The organism is Coprococcus sp. HPP0074 (assembly GCF_964238105.1).
In the GTDB taxonomy this organism is placed as follows: domain Bacteria; phylum Bacillota; class Clostridia; order Lachnospirales; family Lachnospiraceae; genus Faecalimonas; species Faecalimonas umbilicata.
On record NZ_CAXSKS010000002.1, the window covers coordinates 100,080 to 116,405 of the forward strand.

General features: G+C 41.9%; 18 protein-coding genes and 2 pseudogenes. 7 read left to right on the plus strand and 13 right to left on the minus strand.

Annotation, left to right across the window (positions count from 1 at the left end):
• Nucleotides 1-215: 215 nt before the first annotated feature.
• The 3 genes and pseudogenes from ACESPO_RS03065 to ACESPO_RS03075 form a co-directional block, all read right to left on the minus strand.
• Nucleotides 216-1,513 (minus strand): annotated as a pseudogene (locus tag ACESPO_RS03065) (ammonium transporter).
• A 100-nt stretch (nt 1,514-1,613) separates the two neighbouring features.
• Nucleotides 1,614-3,710, minus strand: coding sequence for a glutamine synthetase III family protein (locus ACESPO_RS03070; protein WP_117576264.1), 2,097 nt, complete (start codon nt 3,708-3,710; stop codon nt 1,614-1,616).
• Nucleotides 3,711-4,089: 379 nt separating this feature from the next.
• Nucleotides 4,090-4,281, minus strand: coding sequence for a hypothetical protein (locus ACESPO_RS03075; protein WP_016439165.1), 192 nt, complete (start codon nt 4,279-4,281; stop codon nt 4,090-4,092).
• Between the two features lie 218 nt (nt 4,282-4,499).
• Here ACESPO_RS03075 and ACESPO_RS03080 point away from each other — a divergent pair, with 218 nt between their 5' ends.
• The 7 genes from ACESPO_RS03080 to ACESPO_RS03110 are packed head-to-tail and all read left to right on the plus strand — an operon-like array spanning nt 4,500 to nt 11,359.
• Nucleotides 4,500-5,594, plus strand: a complete 1,095-nt coding sequence (locus ACESPO_RS03080) for a class II glutamine amidotransferase (RefSeq protein ID WP_016439166.1) — start codon at nt 4,500-4,502, stop codon at nt 5,592-5,594.
• Nucleotides 5,594-7,099, plus strand: coding sequence for a glutamate synthase-related protein (locus ACESPO_RS03085; protein ID WP_117576265.1), 1,506 nt, complete (start codon nt 5,594-5,596; stop codon nt 7,097-7,099). Before ACESPO_RS03080 ends, ACESPO_RS03085 begins: the two co-directional genes overlap by 1 nt.
• Nucleotides 7,100-7,104: 5 nt before the next feature.
• On the plus strand, nt 7,105-7,539 hold the full coding sequence (locus tag ACESPO_RS03090; protein ID WP_016439168.1) for a 4Fe-4S dicluster domain-containing protein: 435 nt from the start codon (nt 7,105-7,107) through the stop codon (nt 7,537-7,539).
• A gap of 16 nt (nt 7,540-7,555) precedes the next feature.
• Nucleotides 7,556-8,788: an NAD(P)/FAD-dependent oxidoreductase gene (locus ACESPO_RS03095; RefSeq protein ID WP_499788449.1), complete on the plus strand. Its 1,233-nt coding sequence runs from the start codon at nt 7,556-7,558 to the stop codon at nt 8,786-8,788.
• Between the two features lies 1 nt (nt 8,789).
• Nucleotides 8,790-9,512, plus strand: a complete 723-nt coding sequence (locus ACESPO_RS03100) for a GltB/FmdC/FwdC-like GXGXG domain-containing protein (protein WP_499788450.1) — start codon at nt 8,790-8,792, stop codon at nt 9,510-9,512.
• Between the two features lie 18 nt (nt 9,513-9,530).
• Nucleotides 9,531-10,742: a glutamine synthetase family protein gene (locus tag ACESPO_RS03105; protein WP_336304810.1), complete on the plus strand. Its 1,212-nt coding sequence runs from the start codon at nt 9,531-9,533 to the stop codon at nt 10,740-10,742.
• 32 nt (nt 10,743-10,774) lie between these two features.
• Nucleotides 10,775-11,359: an ANTAR domain-containing response regulator gene (locus ACESPO_RS03110; RefSeq protein WP_016439172.1), complete on the plus strand. Its 585-nt coding sequence runs from the start codon at nt 10,775-10,777 to the stop codon at nt 11,357-11,359.
• 134 nt (nt 11,360-11,493) lie between these two features.
• Here the strand turns inward: ACESPO_RS03110 and ACESPO_RS03115 are convergent, their stop codons facing one another.
• The 10 genes and pseudogenes from ACESPO_RS03115 to ACESPO_RS03160 form a co-directional block, all read right to left on the minus strand.
• A complete protein-coding gene (locus tag ACESPO_RS03115) occupies nt 11,494-11,865 on the minus strand; it encodes an ATP dependent DNA ligase (RefSeq protein WP_318265124.1) in 372 nt (123 codons plus the stop codon).
• Nucleotides 11,865-12,389, minus strand: a complete 525-nt coding sequence (locus tag ACESPO_RS03120; protein WP_336304809.1) for an ATP-dependent DNA ligase — start codon at nt 12,387-12,389, stop codon at nt 11,865-11,867. Before ACESPO_RS03120 ends, ACESPO_RS03115 begins: the two co-directional genes overlap by 1 nt.
• A gap of 32 nt (nt 12,390-12,421) precedes the next feature.
• Nucleotides 12,422-12,931, minus strand: coding sequence for a Ku protein (locus ACESPO_RS03125; protein ID WP_336304808.1), 510 nt, complete (start codon nt 12,929-12,931; stop codon nt 12,422-12,424).
• Entirely contained in the window at nt 12,913-13,293 is a 381-nt protein-coding gene (locus tag ACESPO_RS03130) for a hypothetical protein (protein WP_336304807.1), read from the minus strand. The genes ACESPO_RS03125 and ACESPO_RS03130 overlap by 19 nt, the downstream gene beginning before the upstream one ends.
• A 4-nt stretch (nt 13,294-13,297) precedes the next feature.
• Entirely contained in the window at nt 13,298-13,444 is a 147-nt protein-coding gene (locus ACESPO_RS03135) for a hypothetical protein (protein ID WP_336304806.1), read from the minus strand.
• Nucleotides 13,445-13,660: 216 nt separating this feature from the next.
• Nucleotides 13,661-14,047 carry a hypothetical protein gene (locus tag ACESPO_RS03140; protein WP_336304805.1) on the minus strand — a complete coding sequence of 129 codons (387 nt, stop codon included), beginning with the start codon at nt 14,045-14,047 and terminating at the stop codon, nt 13,661-13,663.
• A gap of 315 nt (nt 14,048-14,362) precedes the next feature.
• Nucleotides 14,363-14,945 (minus strand): annotated as a pseudogene (locus ACESPO_RS03145) (GyrI-like domain-containing protein).
• Between the two features lie 75 nt (nt 14,946-15,020).
• Nucleotides 15,021-15,500 carry a hypothetical protein gene (locus ACESPO_RS03150; RefSeq protein ID WP_336304804.1) on the minus strand — a complete coding sequence of 160 codons (480 nt, stop codon included), beginning with the start codon at nt 15,498-15,500 and terminating at the stop codon, nt 15,021-15,023.
• 50 nt (nt 15,501-15,550) lie between these two features.
• Nucleotides 15,551-15,892 carry a hypothetical protein gene (locus tag ACESPO_RS03155; RefSeq protein WP_336304803.1) on the minus strand — a complete coding sequence of 114 codons (342 nt, stop codon included), beginning with the start codon at nt 15,890-15,892 and terminating at the stop codon, nt 15,551-15,553.
• Nucleotides 15,893-16,002: 110 nt separating this feature from the next.
• A complete protein-coding gene (locus ACESPO_RS03160) occupies nt 16,003-16,164 on the minus strand; it encodes a DUF3221 domain-containing protein (protein WP_336304802.1) in 162 nt (53 codons plus the stop codon).
• Nucleotides 16,165-16,326: the final 162 nt, after the last annotated feature.

The following is a 16,326-nucleotide window of genomic DNA, read 5'->3' on the forward strand; positions in this document are numbered from 1 at the left end:
CTCATTTCCAAACCTTTTCATGGTTCTGCCATTAACGCTTGACGTAACGTCGCACCTACTAAGGAAATCCTGTTCGGATTGCAGCTTAAAAAGTGTTATTCATACAGGCTCTGCTGCGTGGCTCTCACTGTTCCACCTTCGCTGTAAGTGATCACCTGTACTACTTCTCTTTTCTCAAATGCCTTTACAATATTTAGTTTCTATCCATTCTGATTTTATTCTACGTCCTGAAGGGCATCAAATCCTTCTTCTCCGGTTCTTACCTTTACAACATTTTCTACATCATAAACAAAGATTTTACCATCGCCGATATGTCCTGTGTAAAGTACCTTCTTCGCTGTTTCAATGACTTTACGAACCGGAACTGCACTGACTACGATATCCACCTGTACTTTTGGAAGCAGATTTGCTTCGACCTGTACGCCTCGATAATCAGCACGAAGACCAATCGTATATTTGATCGCTAAAAATACAATCGTGATAATAACCGCAACATATGCTGCTACAGAAAGAACACCTGCCACCTGAACTCCAAGAAAGTGTAATCCGCCTCCATAGAAAAGCCCTGCTTCTGTTGTTACACCTGTTGCAAATAATCCTGTAAGGATTGTTCCGGTTGCACCACATACACAATGAACAGATACAGCACCAACCGGACTTACTGCATCACAGCCTGCCGTAATACCAACGAGTCCTGCCAATGCTGCATTGTATGTCATGGAAACATCCGGCTTTTTATAACGAAGCCATGTGAAGATTAAAGTTGTACAGCAAACTACCGCAGCTGCCATATTTGTGTTGAAAAATACTCTTCCTGCTGTTTCCATCAAAGTATCGCTGTCCATGCCTATAGTAGATGCACCATTGAAGCCAAACCAACAGAACCAGAGGATAAATATACCAAGTGCTGCAAAAGTAAGATTATGTCCGAGGATAGCTCGTGGTTTTCCATCTTTACCATATTTTCCGATACGAGGTCCTAAAATTTTGGCTCCGATCAATGCACAGATACCGCCTACCATATGTACGGCTGTAGAACCTGCAAAATCATGAAAGCCCATCTGTGAAAGCCATCCTCCGCCCCAAATCCAGTGCCCTGAAATCGGGTAGATTAAAAGAGAAATCGCTGCTGAATAAATGCAGTATGCACTGAATTTTGTTCTCTCAGCCATTGCTCCGGACACGATTGTTGCAGATGTCGCACAAAAACAGTCTGGAAGATTGCAAATGCCCATAACGGAACCCCCGCCGGCAAAATGTGACTGTAATCTCCACGAATCAATGGATCAAAGGTTCCTATGATCGCAGAGCCGCTGCCAAACATCAGCCCGAACCCTACCAGCCAAAAGGCTGGTGTACCGATACAAAAATCCATCAGGTTCTTCATCAAAATATTTCCTGTATTCTTTGCTCTGGTAAATCCGGCTTCACACATGGAGAATCCCGCCTGCATGAAGAACACTAATGCTGCTCCAATCAATACCCAAATTGTGTTAACTGCACTGTAAGTCATAAACATTCCTTCTTTCTGTATTTTTTTATGCTCTAGAATCTTCGATTCTATCGCTAACGTATCAGGCGAAAATACGCAAGCGTCCTTTCCTGCTGATACGTTATTTTACGCCAAACAGTAAATCGCCATAGGTTGGGAATGGCCAGTATTTTTTTGCTGTCATTGTTTCTGCCTCGTCACAGGCAACTCGGAGTTCACCCATTTTACTTAAGACAACATCACGAATCATATAAGATTCTGATTCAATGTCTCCGGCATCCTTAATCTTCATCACTGCATCATCCAGTTCATCGGCTTTAACCGCAATCTGGTCTTCCAGTCTTGCCAGTTTCTTCAGCAGCCCCGCTTCATAACTACAGGAAATAGAAGCATCAACTGCTTTTTTCGCTGCTGCTGTATTGGCAAGCTCCAGTACATATGCACTTACCGCCGGAGCAATCTCTGTTTTTGCCATATCAATCATGGTATTTGCCTCAATCAGCACTGTCTTGCAATAGTTTTCCAGCATAATCTCACATCTTGATTTCAGCTCAGCTTTAGAAAATACCTTATGGCCTGTCAGCATCTGTACATTCTTTTCATCCAGCAGGTGCGGCATACAATCCGGTGTTGTACGGTAGTTGAGAAGCCCTCTCTCTTCCGTTGCTTCCTTGATCCATGTATCATCGTAACCATTTCCGTTGAAAATGATATGCTTGTGGTCTTTGATGGTCTTTCGGATCATTTCATGTAATGCATCTTCAAAGTTTTCCGCTTTTTCCAGTCTATCCGCATAAATTTTCAGGCTTTCTGCTACTGCGCTGTTCAGCATGATGTTTGCACATGCAATGCTGTTAGAAGAACCCAACATACGGAACTCAAATTTATTTCCGGTAAATGCAAAAGGTGATGTACGGTTACGGTCTGTAGTATCACGGTTGAATTTTGGAAGCACATCCACACCAAGCTTCATCTGTGCCTTTTTCGTTCCTGCGTATGGAGTATCCGTTTCAATCGCTTCAAGCACCGCATTTAATTCATCTCCAAGGAAAATAGATACCACTGCCGGAGGTGCTTCATTCGCACCAAGTCTGTGGTCATTTCCTGCTGTTGCAACAGAAAGGCGGAGCAGATCCTGATAATCGTCCACTGCTTTGATCACTGCACACAGGAATAATAAAAACTGTGCATTTTCATACGGTGTCTCTCCCGGAGATAACAGATTCACGCCTTTATCTGTCGCAAGAGACCAGTTATTATGTTTTCCACTACCGTTTACTCCGGCAAATGGCTTTTCATGAAGCAGACATACAAGTCCATTCTTTGCTGCCACTTTCTGCATGATCTCCATGGTTAACTGGTTATGGTCTGTCGCAATATTTGTTGTCGTATAAATAGGGGCAAGCTCATGCTGTGCTGGAGCCACTTCATTATGTTCTGTCTTAGCCAGAATTCCCAGTTTCCAGAGTTCCTCATTCAGTTCTTCCATATAAGCCGCAACTCTTGTCTTAATCACGCCAAAGTAGTGATCATCCATCTCCTGTCCCTTTGGCGGCTTCGCACCAAAAAGAGTGCGTCCTGTAAATCGAAGATCTTTTCTCTGTTCATACATTTTCTTTGTAATGAGGAAATATTCCTGTTCCGGTCCTACCGATGTACGGACACATTTCACATCATCATTTCCAAACAGATGAAGAATACGAAGCGCCTGCTTATTCAAAGCTTCCATAGAACGAAGCAACGGAGTTTTTTTATCCAGTGCCTCTCCGCCATAGGAACAGAACGCTGTAGGAATACATAATGTTTTCCCTTTGATAAACGCATAAGAGGTAGGATCCCATGCTGTATATCCTCTTGCCTCAAAAGTAGCCCGAAGTCCTCCAGATGGGAAAGAAGATGCATCCGGTTCGCCTTTGATCAGTTCCTTTCCGGAGAATTCCATAATCACGCCGCCGTCCGGGGATGGAGAAATGAAGCTGTCATGCTTTTCTGCTGTTACGCCGGTAAGAGGCTGGAACCAGTGTGTATAGTGAGTAGCTCCATTTGCAACTGCCCAGTCTTTCATAGCTGCTGCAACTGCATTGGCCACGCTAATATCAAGCTTTGCACCTTCGTCAATGGTTTTTCTCAAAGATTGATAAACCTTTGCTGACAAATTTGCTTTCATCACTCTGTCGTCAAAAACTTTACATCCAAAAAATTCTGAAACATTCTTCATAATGTCACTCCTTCCAATTTGAAAATAAAAAGGCAAGGTTGTCTTTCATGGTACTTTTCCCTGCACCTGCAGAACCTGCCACCGGCAGCTTCCTACGGATGCTTTAGCAACACTCAAGACGCCCTTGCCTTTTGAATCAAATTGCATCTATTTTAATTTTATAAAGTAAAAAGCGCCTCTGAGAATTTCATCTCAAAGACGCCTTTGTCTTTACGTGTTGGATAATACACCCGGAAAAATCATTTGTCAATCCCTTTTTTTAATTTTTCACTCATCCTTTTCCCGACTCGACTTTTTCCAGGTCATTCCATCTGCCGATTTATAGAACGCCAGAGAAAACATAATTACTCCTCCAATTTTAATTCATATAAGTTTAATCTTATTGCAATTGTTCAAAAGTTCTTTTATCGTATCGCTTTATTTCTTTATGAAACAAGGAATATTTTCGAACAAACTCTATACAATCTTCTCTTTCAATTCGCTTAACTTTAGGTTTACCATTAACAATATCGCATACCTTTACTTCTGGCATGCCACTTCCAATAAGCGTTATTGCACTGCGCGATTTCATATTTTCACCTCGTATCCTCATTTTTTGAATTATTATATAGCAAGTATGAAAAAATAACAACTGCGAGGTGAAATACATTGTTTCTTGACAAAACTTACCATCTGCTGTATATATATTGAATATGAGCAAAGGCGTTCATTTTTAGAGTAGAATTTTTTCTGCCCTTAAAATGGACGCCTTTGTTTTTCTATTTATTCTGAAAGGAAGGTATATGATATATGAAAACTGAAGGTCAAGTGAGAATTCCTTCCGGATGTGCAATCTCAGCAGTCATTTCCAAAGAAGGAAACAAGATGTCCGGTGAAATGATCATAAATTCCATGAAACCCATGCATGACCGTTCCAACGGATTAGGCGGAGGCTTTGCCGGTTATGGCATTTACCCTGAATATAAAGAGTTTTATGCATTGCATATGTTCTTTGATACCCGTGACACAAGAAAAGAATGTGAAGCTTTCTTAAAAGAACGGTTTGAAATCATCCAATCCGAAATTATTCCGACCCGCAAGATTCCGGCTATTACAGATGAACCGATTATATGGAGATACTTTGTTGCTCCACTAAAATCCGTGCTGGTTTCTTTACAGCTGGACGAAAAGGAATTTGTTGCCAGAACTGTTATGAAGATCAACGCCGAAATGTCCGGTGCTTATGTTTTCTCCAGTGGCAAGAACATGGGAACCTTCAAAGCGGTAGGTTTCCCGGAAGATGTGGGTGTTTTTTATAAACTGGAAGAATATGAAGGATACTCTTGGACTGCCCACGGACGCTATCCAACGAACACTCCCGGATGGTGGGGCGGCGCACATCCGTTTACGCTGCTTGACTATTCTATCGTACATAATGGAGAAATTTCCTCTTATGATGCGAACCGCCGATTTATCGAAATGTTTGGCTACAAATGTACGCTCCAGACCGATACCGAAGTCATTACCTATATTATAGATTATCTGCTCCGTGTACAGGGACTTACCCTTGGTGAAGCTGCAAGTGTCATTGCTGCCCCATTCTGGAGTACCATTGCAGCAAAAACAGATTTGGAAGACCAGAAAAAACACACCTATCTTAGAACCATGTTCCCAAGTCTGCTTGTGACCGGTCCTTTCTCTATCGTTTTAGGATTTGATGGCGGACTGATGGCACTGAATGACCGGTTGAAACTGCGTTCTATGGTAGTCGGGGAAAAAGACGACAAGGTATTCATTGCCAGTGAAGAGGCTGCCATCCGAACCATGGAACCGAATGCCGAAAACATATGGTCTCCTGCCGGTGGTGAACCAGTCATTGTAAAAGTAAAGGAAGGTGCATTTTAATGAGCGTAGAATTTATCTATCCGGAATTTGAAGTAATCAGAAATGAAAACAGATGCATTGCCTGTCGGGTATGCGAACGACAATGTGCCAATGAAGTACATAGTTATGACGAAGAACATAAAATTATGAAGTGCGATGAATCGAAATGTGTCAACTGCCAGCGATGTGTTTCTCTTTGTCCGACCAGAGCACTAAAAATTGTAAAGAGTGACTGTACCCTGCGCGAAAACGCAAACTGGTCAAACGATACGATTAAGGAGATTTATAAGCAGGCGAACAGTGGCGGCGTCCTTTTATCTTCCATGGGTAATCCCAAACCACTGCCTGTATACTGGGATAAAATCCTGATCAATGCATCACAGGTAACAAACCCTTCCATTGATCCCTTGCGGGAACCGATGGAAACCAGAGTTTACCTCGGAAAGAAGCCCCAAAAAGTGAGTCGTACAGAGGACGGAAAATTAGACTGCAGACTGCCGCCGCAGCTGGAGCTTTCCATGCCTGTCATGTTCTCTGCCATGAGTTATGGTTCTATCAGCTACAACGCTCATAAATCCCTTGCACTGGCAGCTACTGAGCTTGGCATCTTATATAACACGGGGGAAGGCGGTCTTCATGAAGATTTTTACTGCTACGGCGAGAATACCATCGTACAGGTGGCTTCCGGACGTTTCGGCGTTCATGAGGATTATCTGAAAGCAGGTGCTGCCATAGAGATTAAGATGGGACAAGGAGCAAAACCGGGCATTGGCGGACATCTCCCCGGTGCAAAAATTGTCGGGGATGTATCACGTACCCGCATGATTCCGGAAGGCTCTGATGCAATTTCACCGGCTCCGCATCATGATATTTATTCCATCGAGGACTTGCGTCAGCTTGTGTTCTCTTTGAAAGAAGCTACAGAATATAAGAAACCTGTCATCGTTAAAGTCGCAGCCGTTCACAATATTGCTGCCATTGCAAGTGGTATTGCCCGCAGCGGAGCTGATATCATCGCCATTGATGGCTTCCGTGGCGGTACAGGAGCCGCTCCTACCAGAATCCGGGATAATGTTGGTATTCCCATCGAGTTAGCACTTGCCTCCGTTGACCAAAGACTTCGTGACGAAGGTATCCGAAACAATGTATCACTGGTAGTCGGCGGAAGTATCCGGAGTGCTGCTGATGTGGTAAAAGCCATTGCACTTGGTGCAGATGCCTGTTATGTGGCTACCGCTGCCCTTCTGGCTCTTGGCTGCCACCTTTGCCGAACCTGCCAAAGCGGTAAATGTAACTGGGGAATCGCAACCCAGCGTCCAGAGCTTGTAAAGAGACTGAATCCTGAAATGGGAAGCGAACGCCTGATGAATCTTATGACCGCATGGAAACACGAAATCAAAGAACTGATGGGTGGCATGGGCATCAATTCCATCGAGGCTTTACGAGGAAACCGTCTGATGCTGCGTGGCATTGGTCTGACAGAAAAAGAGCTTGAGATACTTGGTATCTCTCATGCAGGAGATTGATAAAAATGAAACGAATCTATGTAAAAGAAGAATGGTGTCTCGGATGCCATTTATGCGAATATAATTGTGCTTTTGCCAATTCCGGCAAACCAGATATGACAGAAGCATTAAAAGGAAAGCCAATCTTTCCTCGTATCCATATTGAAGAAGGCGAAAAAATCTGTTACGCCGTTTCCTGCAGACACTGTACCGATCCATTATGCATAAAAAGCTGTATTGCAGGTGCAATCTCAAAGATTGACGGAGTTGTCCATATAGACCAGAACAAATGCGTGGGATGCCTTACCTGTGTTCTGGTCTGTCCATATGGGGCACTGGCACCGAATGAAAAAGGCATTATGCAAAAATGTGAACTTTGCATTGCTAATACCTGCGGTGAACCAGCCTGTGTAAAAGGCTGTCCGAACCGGGCAATCGTCTATGAAGAAAGGGGTGAGTAGAATGGCTCAATATGTTGTGATTGGAAATGGTGTTGCTGCTGTGGGCTGCATTGAAGGTATCCGAAAAGAAGATGCAGCGGGCAAGATCATCGTAATTTCAGAAGAACCGCATCCTGTATACTGCCGCCCACTAATCTCCTATTATTTGGAAGGCAAAACGAATCTGGAGAAAATGGCATATCGTGATAAGAATTTTTATGAAAGAATGGGATGTGAAGTTCTCTATGGAAAGAAAGCTGCGCAAATTGATCCTTCCACAAAACAGATAGCCCTAAACGATGATACCGTGATTCCTTATGATAAACTCTGCATTGCCACTGGTTCCTCTCCTTTTGTACCTCCTTTTACGGGTCTGGAATCAGTGGAACAGAAGCATTCCTTTATGACGATAGATGATATGCTGGAACTGGAAGCTTCCATCAATGAAAATTCGGATGTGTTGATCGTAGGTGCCGGTCTCATCGGTTTAAAATGTGCCGAAGGTTTAAAAGACCGTGTTTCCAGTATTACGATATGCGACCTTGCAGACCGTGTGCTTTCCAGTATCCTTGATGCTGACTGCGCAGCTATAATGCAAAAACATCTGGAACAAAATGGAATTAACTTTATGTTAAATGACAGTGCAATATCTTTCGATAAAAATACTGCTTTTATGAAAAGCGGAAAAACCGTTCGTTTCGATGTTTTAGTCCTTGCTGTCGGTGTTCGTGCAAACACTTCTTTGATAAAAGGAATTGGTGGTGAAGTGAACCGTGGCATTTTAATCAGCAACAAAATGGAAACTTCCATTCCTGATATTTATGCCGCTGGCGACTGTACGGAAGGCGAAGACATTTCGTTCCACGATAAACGTGTCCTTGCCATTTTGCCAAATGCTTATATGCAAGGAAATTGTGCTGGCATCAATATGGCAGGCGGTTCTTCTGTTTTCGATAAAGGAATCCCTATGAACTCCATCGGTTTCTTTGGATTACATGCCATGACCGCCGGAAGCTACTATACCGCTGAACAGGGCTGCGAACTGTATGAGGAAAAGTCAGAAGGAACTTTAAAACGTCTGTTTACCAGAGGTGACTATTTAACCGGATTTATCCTTATCGGGGCAACTGAACGGGCTGGAATTTATACTTCTTTAATCAGAGAACGTATTCCTTTAAGTTCCATTGATTTTGAAATGTTGAAAAAAACTGCTACTTCTACAGCATTTTCCGTAGAAAAGCGTAAACAATTTTTTGGAGGTGTGGTATAATATGAAAATCATTGATGCTGCAAATTTAGATTACAGAGCTGTAAATGAAGCATTGCGTGGGACAGACAACGACTGTACGATTGAAGGCTGTTGCGGTCAGAGATTCATTGCTGCCGGTATGTCTGATCGGAATCTTACAATCAATGGAATTCCGGGAAATGCACTGGGCGCATATTTAAACAATGCCAATATTACCGTAAATGCCAATGCTCAAGATGCAGTAGGCGACACCATGAATGAAGGGAAGATCCTGATCCATGGCAATATTGGTGATGCCGCCGGATATGCCATGCGCGGCGGCAAAATTTATGTACAAGGCAATGCAGGATACCGTGCCGGAATTCATATGAAAGCGTACAAGGAAAAGATTCCAGTCATGATCATCGGTGGGTGTGCCGGAAGCTTTCTTGGGGAATATCAGGCTGGCGGCGTAATTATCGTCCTTGGACTTCACACAGACGCCAAACGTATCGTAGGCAATTTCCCATGTACCGGAATGCACGGCGGTAAAATGTTCTTGCGCGGCAACTGTGAGGATATCCGCTTTCCGGAACAGGTAACTGCAAGATGTGCAGCCCCAGAGGATTTAGAGGAAATCCAGGAATATCTGTCCGAATACTGTGCAGACTTCGGATATTCTGTGGACGAACTTTTATCCGCTCCTTTTACAGTCGTCACACCAGACAGTAAAAACCCATATAAACAAATGTATGTAGCAAATTAAAAGAAAGTAGGTAGGCTTATGAAGTATTCAAAAGAAGAGGTAATGCAATATGTGCGGGAAGAAGATGTAAAATTCATCCGCCTCGCCTTTTGTGATGTATTTGGCAAACAGAAAAACATATCCATCATGCCAGAGGAACTTCCTCGCGCTTTTGAATGTGGAATTGCCATTGATGCATCTGCCATCGCAGGCTTTGGCGATGAAAACCATTCCGATCTGTTTCTCCATCCGGATGCAGACACACTTATGCCCCTGCCATGGAGACCAGAGCATGGCCGTGTGGTACGAATGTTCTGTTACATTACCCACCCAGACGGAAAAACATTTGAATGTGACACCCGTTCTATTTTAAAAAAAGCAATTCAGGATTCCCAAAATGCAGGATTCCAGTTCTTCTTTGGTGCTGAACAGGAATTTTACCTGTTTACTCTGGATGATAATGGGAACCCGACCAAAGAGCCTTATGATAACGCAGGATATATGGATATTGCCCCGGAAGACAGAGGCGAAAATATCCGCCGAGAAGTATGTCTGACACTTGAACAGATGGGAATACAGCCTGAAAGTTCTCACCACGAAGAAGGTCCGGGACAAAACGAAATTGATTTTCGCTATTCCGATCCACTGACTGCTGCTGACAATGCCATGACCTTCCAGACTGTTGTGAAAACAATCTCCAGACGTAATGGGCTTTTTGCTGATTTCAGCCCGAAGCCGCTGGAAGATAAACCGGGAAACGGATTCCATATCAATATATCTGTAAAATCCTCTGATAATACAGACTATATGAATTATATGATTGCTGCTATTCTGGATAAGGTTGCAGATATGACCGTATTTTTAAACCCAACAGAAAATTCTTATCAGCGTTTTGGCAGCAATAAAGCTCCAAGATATATCTCCTGGTCCAGCGAGAACCGTTCCCAGCTTGTCAGGGTTCCTGCTGCTGTAGGCAAATACCAACGTGCGGAGCTTCGCTCTCCAGATCCATCCGCAAATACTTATCTTGCATTTGCCCTGCTGATTTATGCAATTATGGATGGCATTCAGAATAAACTGGAACTACCAGGTCCCGCTGATATGAACCTGTATAAAGCAGATGCAGATACGCTGGCAAAATTTGAGCAGCTGCCCGGCGATTTTAAATCCGCATGTGCTGCAGCCGTAAACAGTAATTTTATAAAAGAACATATACCAGATGCTATCTTAGATATTTATTGCAATAAATAATTCAAACCAACGAAAAAAGGAGGAGGTGTAAAATGAGTTTAAGAGAACGTTTTTACAGCATACTCATCGTGTCTGCAACAGATAGTTTCACCTCTGCCTTTGCTGACCTGCTCCCCGAGACAAGATACTACCCTATCCATAATGTTACAAGTGTCAGTGCTGCCAAACGGGCACTTGCCGAAAAAACATTTGATTTTGTTATCATCAACGCCCCTTTGCCTGATGATGTGGGTACTCGTTTTGCAATTGACACCTGTACTACCAAACCGTCCGCTGTGTTGCTTTTGGTAAAAAGTGATGTTCATTCCGGTATCCACGATAAGGTTGCTGAGTACGGCGTCTTCACTTTGCCAAAGCCAACCTCAAAACCAACTATGCTGCATGCCCTTAACTGGATGGAAAGCGCCAGAGAACGACTGAGACAATTTGAAAGGAAGTCTCTGTCCATCGAAGAAAAAATGGCTGAAATCCGTCTGGTCAACAAGGCAAAATGGATTTTGATCAGTGAACTCTCCATGAGCGAACCTGATGCTCACCGTTACATAGAAAAACAGGCAATGGATCGCTGTATTGCAAAGCGAACCATTGCCGAAGAAATCATCAAAACTTATACTTAATCCCCTTTTAACCTTGCAATGGTAAAACTTCTCCCTTTCTATCTCCATTGCGTTCCACTTGAAGGATACACTCCGTACATAATGGTGTGCATTCTTTTTCATTTATCGACTCTTACCAATTTGTTTCTCTTATTTTATGCTTCTGATGCCTGTACTTCTTTCGGTAAGACATCATCACGAAAACCCTTAAATACTGGCTGTCTTAGCGAATTAATGAGATTGGGCATATATTCCACAACACATACATGGTTCGTCTTCACCCAGATTACATCATGTTCCCCAATAGGCATCAAAAGGAATGGATTCTTGCCAGTCACTTCCAAAGTATCTATTGCTTCTTTTGTCACGCCAGATGTTACATACCCTCTGAAAATCAGTGTATTACCTTTGTATTTTGCCAGAACAAGGCTATACATATGTCCGCCTTTTTTGATATATCCCGCTACTACAAAGTCCTCGTCTGCCATCCGTTTGAATTTGATCCAGTCCTTCGTTCGTTTCCCCATCAGATAAAAGCTGTCTTTTCTTTTTGCAACAACGCCTTCCAGTTTGCTCGCCTCTGCGCCATATAAAGCGCAGTCCCCGAACCTTCCACATATCTGGACACCGATATTCTCGAATCCTCATTCACAAGCCGGGATAATTGTTCTTTCCTGTCCATCAGGGGTGTCCATATCAGTTCTTTTCCTTCTATATAAATGCAGTCAAAGGCAACGAAGGATGCCGGATAGCGCAATGCTTCCATCTCTATCTTGAATTTGTCTGTGAGCAGCGTCCTCTTTTGCAGGCGATAAAAATCTGGAACGCCATTTGTCAAAACAACGATTTCGCCATCTAATATGCATCGTCCTCCTACATTTTTACTGATTTCTTTCAGTTCTGGGAACCGTGGGAGCATTCGTATATTGCGTTTATTACGAAGATCCACCATACCGTAATCTATATAAGCCAGACATCGGAATCCATCCAGCTTCAATTCATATAGCCAGCCGGGATTATCGAAAGCATCCATTTGCTGTGCTATCAGCATTGGCGAAGCCTCTCTTTTATCAAACAGATCCATCATGCCGTTCCCGTTAATTTCTTTTTGCTCTCTTCGTCTTTTTTATTGGATAGTTCCAGACTCTTCTGTAATGCTTCCATCAAATCAATGACGTTTGCTGTAGTACCGGTATCAACTGCCACGATTTCCTGTCCCTGTATCTTCTTCATAATAGCTTCCCTCAGTCTTGCCTGGTATTCATCCTGATATTCCTCCGCCACAAATGGTTTTGTCATATTTTCAATCAGCATTTTCGCCATATTCAGCTCATTCTCATCCAGCTTCATCCTTGGAACGCTCTTAGGAATGGCAGCAATCTCATCATAATAAAACAAGGTTTTTACAATAATCCCTTCCTTTGTAGGGTACAGCACAAGAAGTTTTTCATTTGTTCCCATCACTGTTTTTGCGATTGCTACCTTTTTTTGTGCTAAAAGTGCCTGCCTTAACAATTCATACGCTTTCTCCGCCCCTGTATCCGGAACTGCATAGTAATCCTTTTCATAATAAATCATATTGACTTCTGCCATCTTTGCAAACTGCAGAATATGTATTGGATATTATTACCGTCATAGTTTCCAAAACGCTTCATGACAGCAGCTCCCCCACCGACAAATACAATCTCTGTCACTTCAAGGTTGTAGCCATGCTCAAAAAGAATATTGTAAACCTTATCTACATAAGCTCTGAGGCATTCTTCCACGATGGTCAGATACTTCTGAGGAAGTCTCTCATGTTTTCCGGTTCTCATAATTTCCTGTATATCTTCCTCCGAAAGCTCCTTACCATACTGCCTCATACATTCCTCGTTGATTGTCCTCATGCACTTAATCAAGCCTTCCCTGATTGTGATGCACTCAGCTTCATTCGGTGCAGAATCTTCAATGGGCATAATGTCAATAGTCCAGCTTCTCTGCTCCAAATCTTGTAAGAGGCAACCCTACGGATAAGAGAATATTTGCATTTCTCATTCCTCGTCTGTTTAACTCTTTTGCAATCTCCGCCAATGTGAGAATGTAGAAGTTATCATTTTCTACCTTCAAATCCCTTACCTCAACCTTGCCTCTGCTGTTATAATCTCTATCGGTTTCGGAGACTTTTGTACCTTTACATTAATTCCCACAGACAACACCCGCCTCTCGCTCGGTGGGAAGCCTCTATATTGCTTCTAATCTTCTATCTGCCGTACCTGCTGCTTTTGCAAGTGCAAAAAAATGTAATCCATACTAAAGCAACTCCTATACCAATAATTGCTTTTATCATCTGACATTCCCCCGTTTCTGCTCTGCTTTCTTTCTCTGTTCCTCCTCTATGTGTCTGACACACTCCTTAATATCAATCAAATCATCTAAGTCATAGATTTTGGAACTCATTGCTCTTTCCACATTTTCCGGGGTACACTCACCATACTCTGTTAATGCTACTATTACCTTTGCCTTGATTTCTTCCTGTACGGCATCCGGCATGGCTGCTATATAGTAAGGTGGCAGTTCTGTAATCTCTGTCTGAACCTCCTTTTCGTACTCATAACTTCTCTCAAAGTCATTGATAAACTTTTCCTTTACCAAGATTGCTCTTGATTTGTTCTCCTCACTGGCTAACTCCACCAGCTCGTCCATGAACTGAATTAACTCTCGCTTTGTCATTGCCACCCTCCTTTTTCGGGCAAAAAAAGTAGGACTTATTAGCAATGCCGGATAAACCGTTTTTAAGAGCTAATTCAGTCCTACATGAATTGTAATATTAAATTTCACCTCGCATTCTAATAAAAGCCAAAACTTGACCATATCAGTAATCAACATTATCTGACTTTTTTGAAATGTAGGTTTTCGATTGTAAACAGCGCTGTCCTAACCTTAACCTAATGGCATAAAAAAATAGGACTAAATCAGTGCAAACCCTTGATTTTGTTGGGTTTCTCTTAATTTATCTAATAAACCTTATAAAGTAGAAAAAATTTCTCACACCTTTTTAATGGGATGCCGAATAACTGTTTTCCACTTTTCCGGGGCAACTTTTCTTGCATCTGACATATAGATCTCGTGATGCAGCCGCTCCCCATTAATGTCATTAACATAACCATTCTGTTCTATATACGCGTCCATCAGTACCACTGTTTCAGGTTCCTTGTCAAAAGAACCTAGGTGCATAATCTGAACGCATAATCCTTCATTAACCGTCAGAAATTCTGCTGAGGAACAATCGATTTTTTTCTTTTTACCCGCTGCCTCTACCGCCCAGGCAAAATCTGCTTTGGAAACAAAATCCGGCAAACGGATAACGGTCCTGCCACCAAAAGCCTTCCAGCAGCGGGACTACATATTCAAAAAAGCCCCCAATCTTATATTCTGTTTTATAACTCATTTTCAGAATATATGCCACGGCATATAGTATACCGATTGCCTGCTGATATGCCCCATTTTCTTCATTTGGATCTCCCGACCCTCTCACTGCAATATAATTCATTTTCGGCACATCTACAATCTGCGGCTTATTCTTCGGCATATAATATTCCTTATATTCTTTCTTAAAATCAAATGCCATAACTTCCTCCTTCAAGCTTTAATTGATTCAACCGTTTTTACAAATTTGTTGTGTTTATAAGAAAACACTATCTGACTATTTGCTCTCTATTACATCCTCAATGATTTCAAAAGCTCCGTTCGCAAAATTTATTTTTCTCTTGTCTAATAGCTTTCCGTTTTGCGAAACAGATACAGAAGCTATATGTAATTGATCTTCCTTTGTTGGATCCGAGTTTCCCATTGAAGTTGTCCACTCTACATCAATGTCTGATTTTGTGATACTTGTGTCAGATTCCACTTCATATTGCAATGGTTTGAAAAATGCTGAAGTGGATTTTGAAGTCACTATAATCACATTATCGCTATTTTGATAGATTTCTACTGTATGATAGACAACATCTTTTTCATTTTCAACATAATCCTTATTTGGGGAAATTGTTTCCTCAAAGATTCGTTTGCCCTTGCCGATCACCCCTAAATCTTCTGATTCTTTGGAAGAACAACCTGTTGTTCCCAACGTACATAAAACTAGAAAAAATACCGCCAACATTGCTTTGAAATATTTTTTTCTCATGATAGCTACTCTCTTTCTACAAATTTTCATCTTCGTGTTCATGAAAATCGTTATTCTATACGAATATTGACTGGTCTCACTATAAGCTCCCCGGCACCTTCTACCTCGTACCATTTTCCTCGTTCTAGTTGAAGTGTTTCTGATACCCCAGATGTAATATAATCGATTTCATAAGTTTTCCCAGTTTCAACATCTGTAAATCTGACCTCTGTATCAACAGTACCATTTACTTTTACTCTTCTATTAACAGGTTGTATTTGCTCACTTTTCACTGTTTCGTTACCTGAAAGTGTAAAAGTATGCACTCTAACGTAACTGTTATAACTTATTCCGACAATAATGATAGCAAGTGGAATCGCAATTCCCACTACTCGTTTCCATCTGTTTTTCATTGCAGTACACCTCCTCGTAAGGCTGGAATTTTGCTTTCCTTACCCTTCGTCATCATCATTTTTTCTCTTCTTTTTTGAATCATAAAGAGTGCCTAAAATATCAACAACTTTTATTCCGTTCCTCTTATCACTTCACCATTTTCATCTACCAAATAAATTACAAAAACAATCTTAATTTGCGCTGGATAAGACTCCTGAACATCACCATTATACACAATGCTCACTCTCGTTCCTTCCTCAAGCTTTGGAACTTCTTCCTTTTGGGATTTCATTCCGATTGCTGCAACCTAAAAATAACACTACCAAACTACATACAGCTAAAAGAGTATACATTTTTTTCACATCACCGTCTCCTCAAAATCTAATTTCCCTTTTAAGAATTTTCAAATGAGCGAAATATAAATAACTTGAAACTCTACAATCAAAACCAACTC

Excerpts from the sequence above, each read along its gene's own strand:
- ACESPO_RS03070 (WP_117576264.1), bottom strand. The coding sequence starts at position 3,710 with ATGAAGAATGTTTCAGAATTTTTTGGATGTAAAGTTTTTGACGACAGA.
- ACESPO_RS03075 (WP_016439165.1), bottom strand. The coding sequence starts at position 4,281 with ATGAAATCGCGCAGTGCAATAACGCTTATTGGAAGTGGCATGCCAGAA.
- ACESPO_RS03080 (WP_016439166.1), top strand. The coding sequence starts at position 4,500 with ATGAAAACTGAAGGTCAAGTGAGAATTCCTTCCGGATGTGCAATCTCA.
- ACESPO_RS03085 (WP_117576265.1), top strand. The coding sequence starts at position 5,594 with ATGAGCGTAGAATTTATCTATCCGGAATTTGAAGTAATCAGAAATGAA.
- ACESPO_RS03090 (WP_016439168.1), top strand. The coding sequence starts at position 7,105 with ATGAAACGAATCTATGTAAAAGAAGAATGGTGTCTCGGATGCCATTTA.
- ACESPO_RS03100 (WP_499788450.1), top strand. The coding sequence starts at position 8,790 with ATGAAAATCATTGATGCTGCAAATTTAGATTACAGAGCTGTAAATGAA.
- ACESPO_RS03105 (WP_336304810.1), top strand. The coding sequence starts at position 9,531 with ATGAAGTATTCAAAAGAAGAGGTAATGCAATATGTGCGGGAAGAAGAT.
- ACESPO_RS03110 (WP_016439172.1), top strand. The coding sequence starts at position 10,775 with ATGAGTTTAAGAGAACGTTTTTACAGCATACTCATCGTGTCTGCAACA.
- ACESPO_RS03115 (WP_318265124.1), bottom strand. The coding sequence starts at position 11,865 with ATGGGGAAACGAACGAAGGACTGGATCAAATTCAAACGGATGGCAGAC.
- ACESPO_RS03120 (WP_336304809.1), bottom strand. The coding sequence starts at position 12,389 with ATGCTGATAGCACAGCAAATGGATGCTTTCGATAATCCCGGCTGGCTA.
- ACESPO_RS03125 (WP_336304808.1), bottom strand. The coding sequence starts at position 12,931 with ATGGCAGAAGTCAATATGATTTATTATGAAAAGGATTACTATGCAGTT.
- ACESPO_RS03130 (WP_336304807.1), bottom strand. The coding sequence starts at position 13,293 with ATGCCCATTGAAGATTCTGCACCGAATGAAGCTGAGTGCATCACAATC.
- ACESPO_RS03140 (WP_336304805.1), bottom strand. The coding sequence starts at position 14,047 with ATGACAAAGCGAGAGTTAATTCAGTTCATGGACGAGCTGGTGGAGTTA.
- ACESPO_RS03150 (WP_336304804.1), bottom strand. The coding sequence starts at position 15,500 with ATGAGAAAAAAATATTTCAAAGCAATGTTGGCGGTATTTTTTCTAGTT.
- ACESPO_RS03155 (WP_336304803.1), bottom strand. The coding sequence starts at position 15,892 with ATGAAAAACAGATGGAAACGAGTAGTGGGAATTGCGATTCCACTTGCT.
- ACESPO_RS03160 (WP_336304802.1), bottom strand. The coding sequence starts at position 16,164 with ATGAAATCCCAAAAGGAAGAAGTTCCAAAGCTTGAGGAAGGAACGAGA.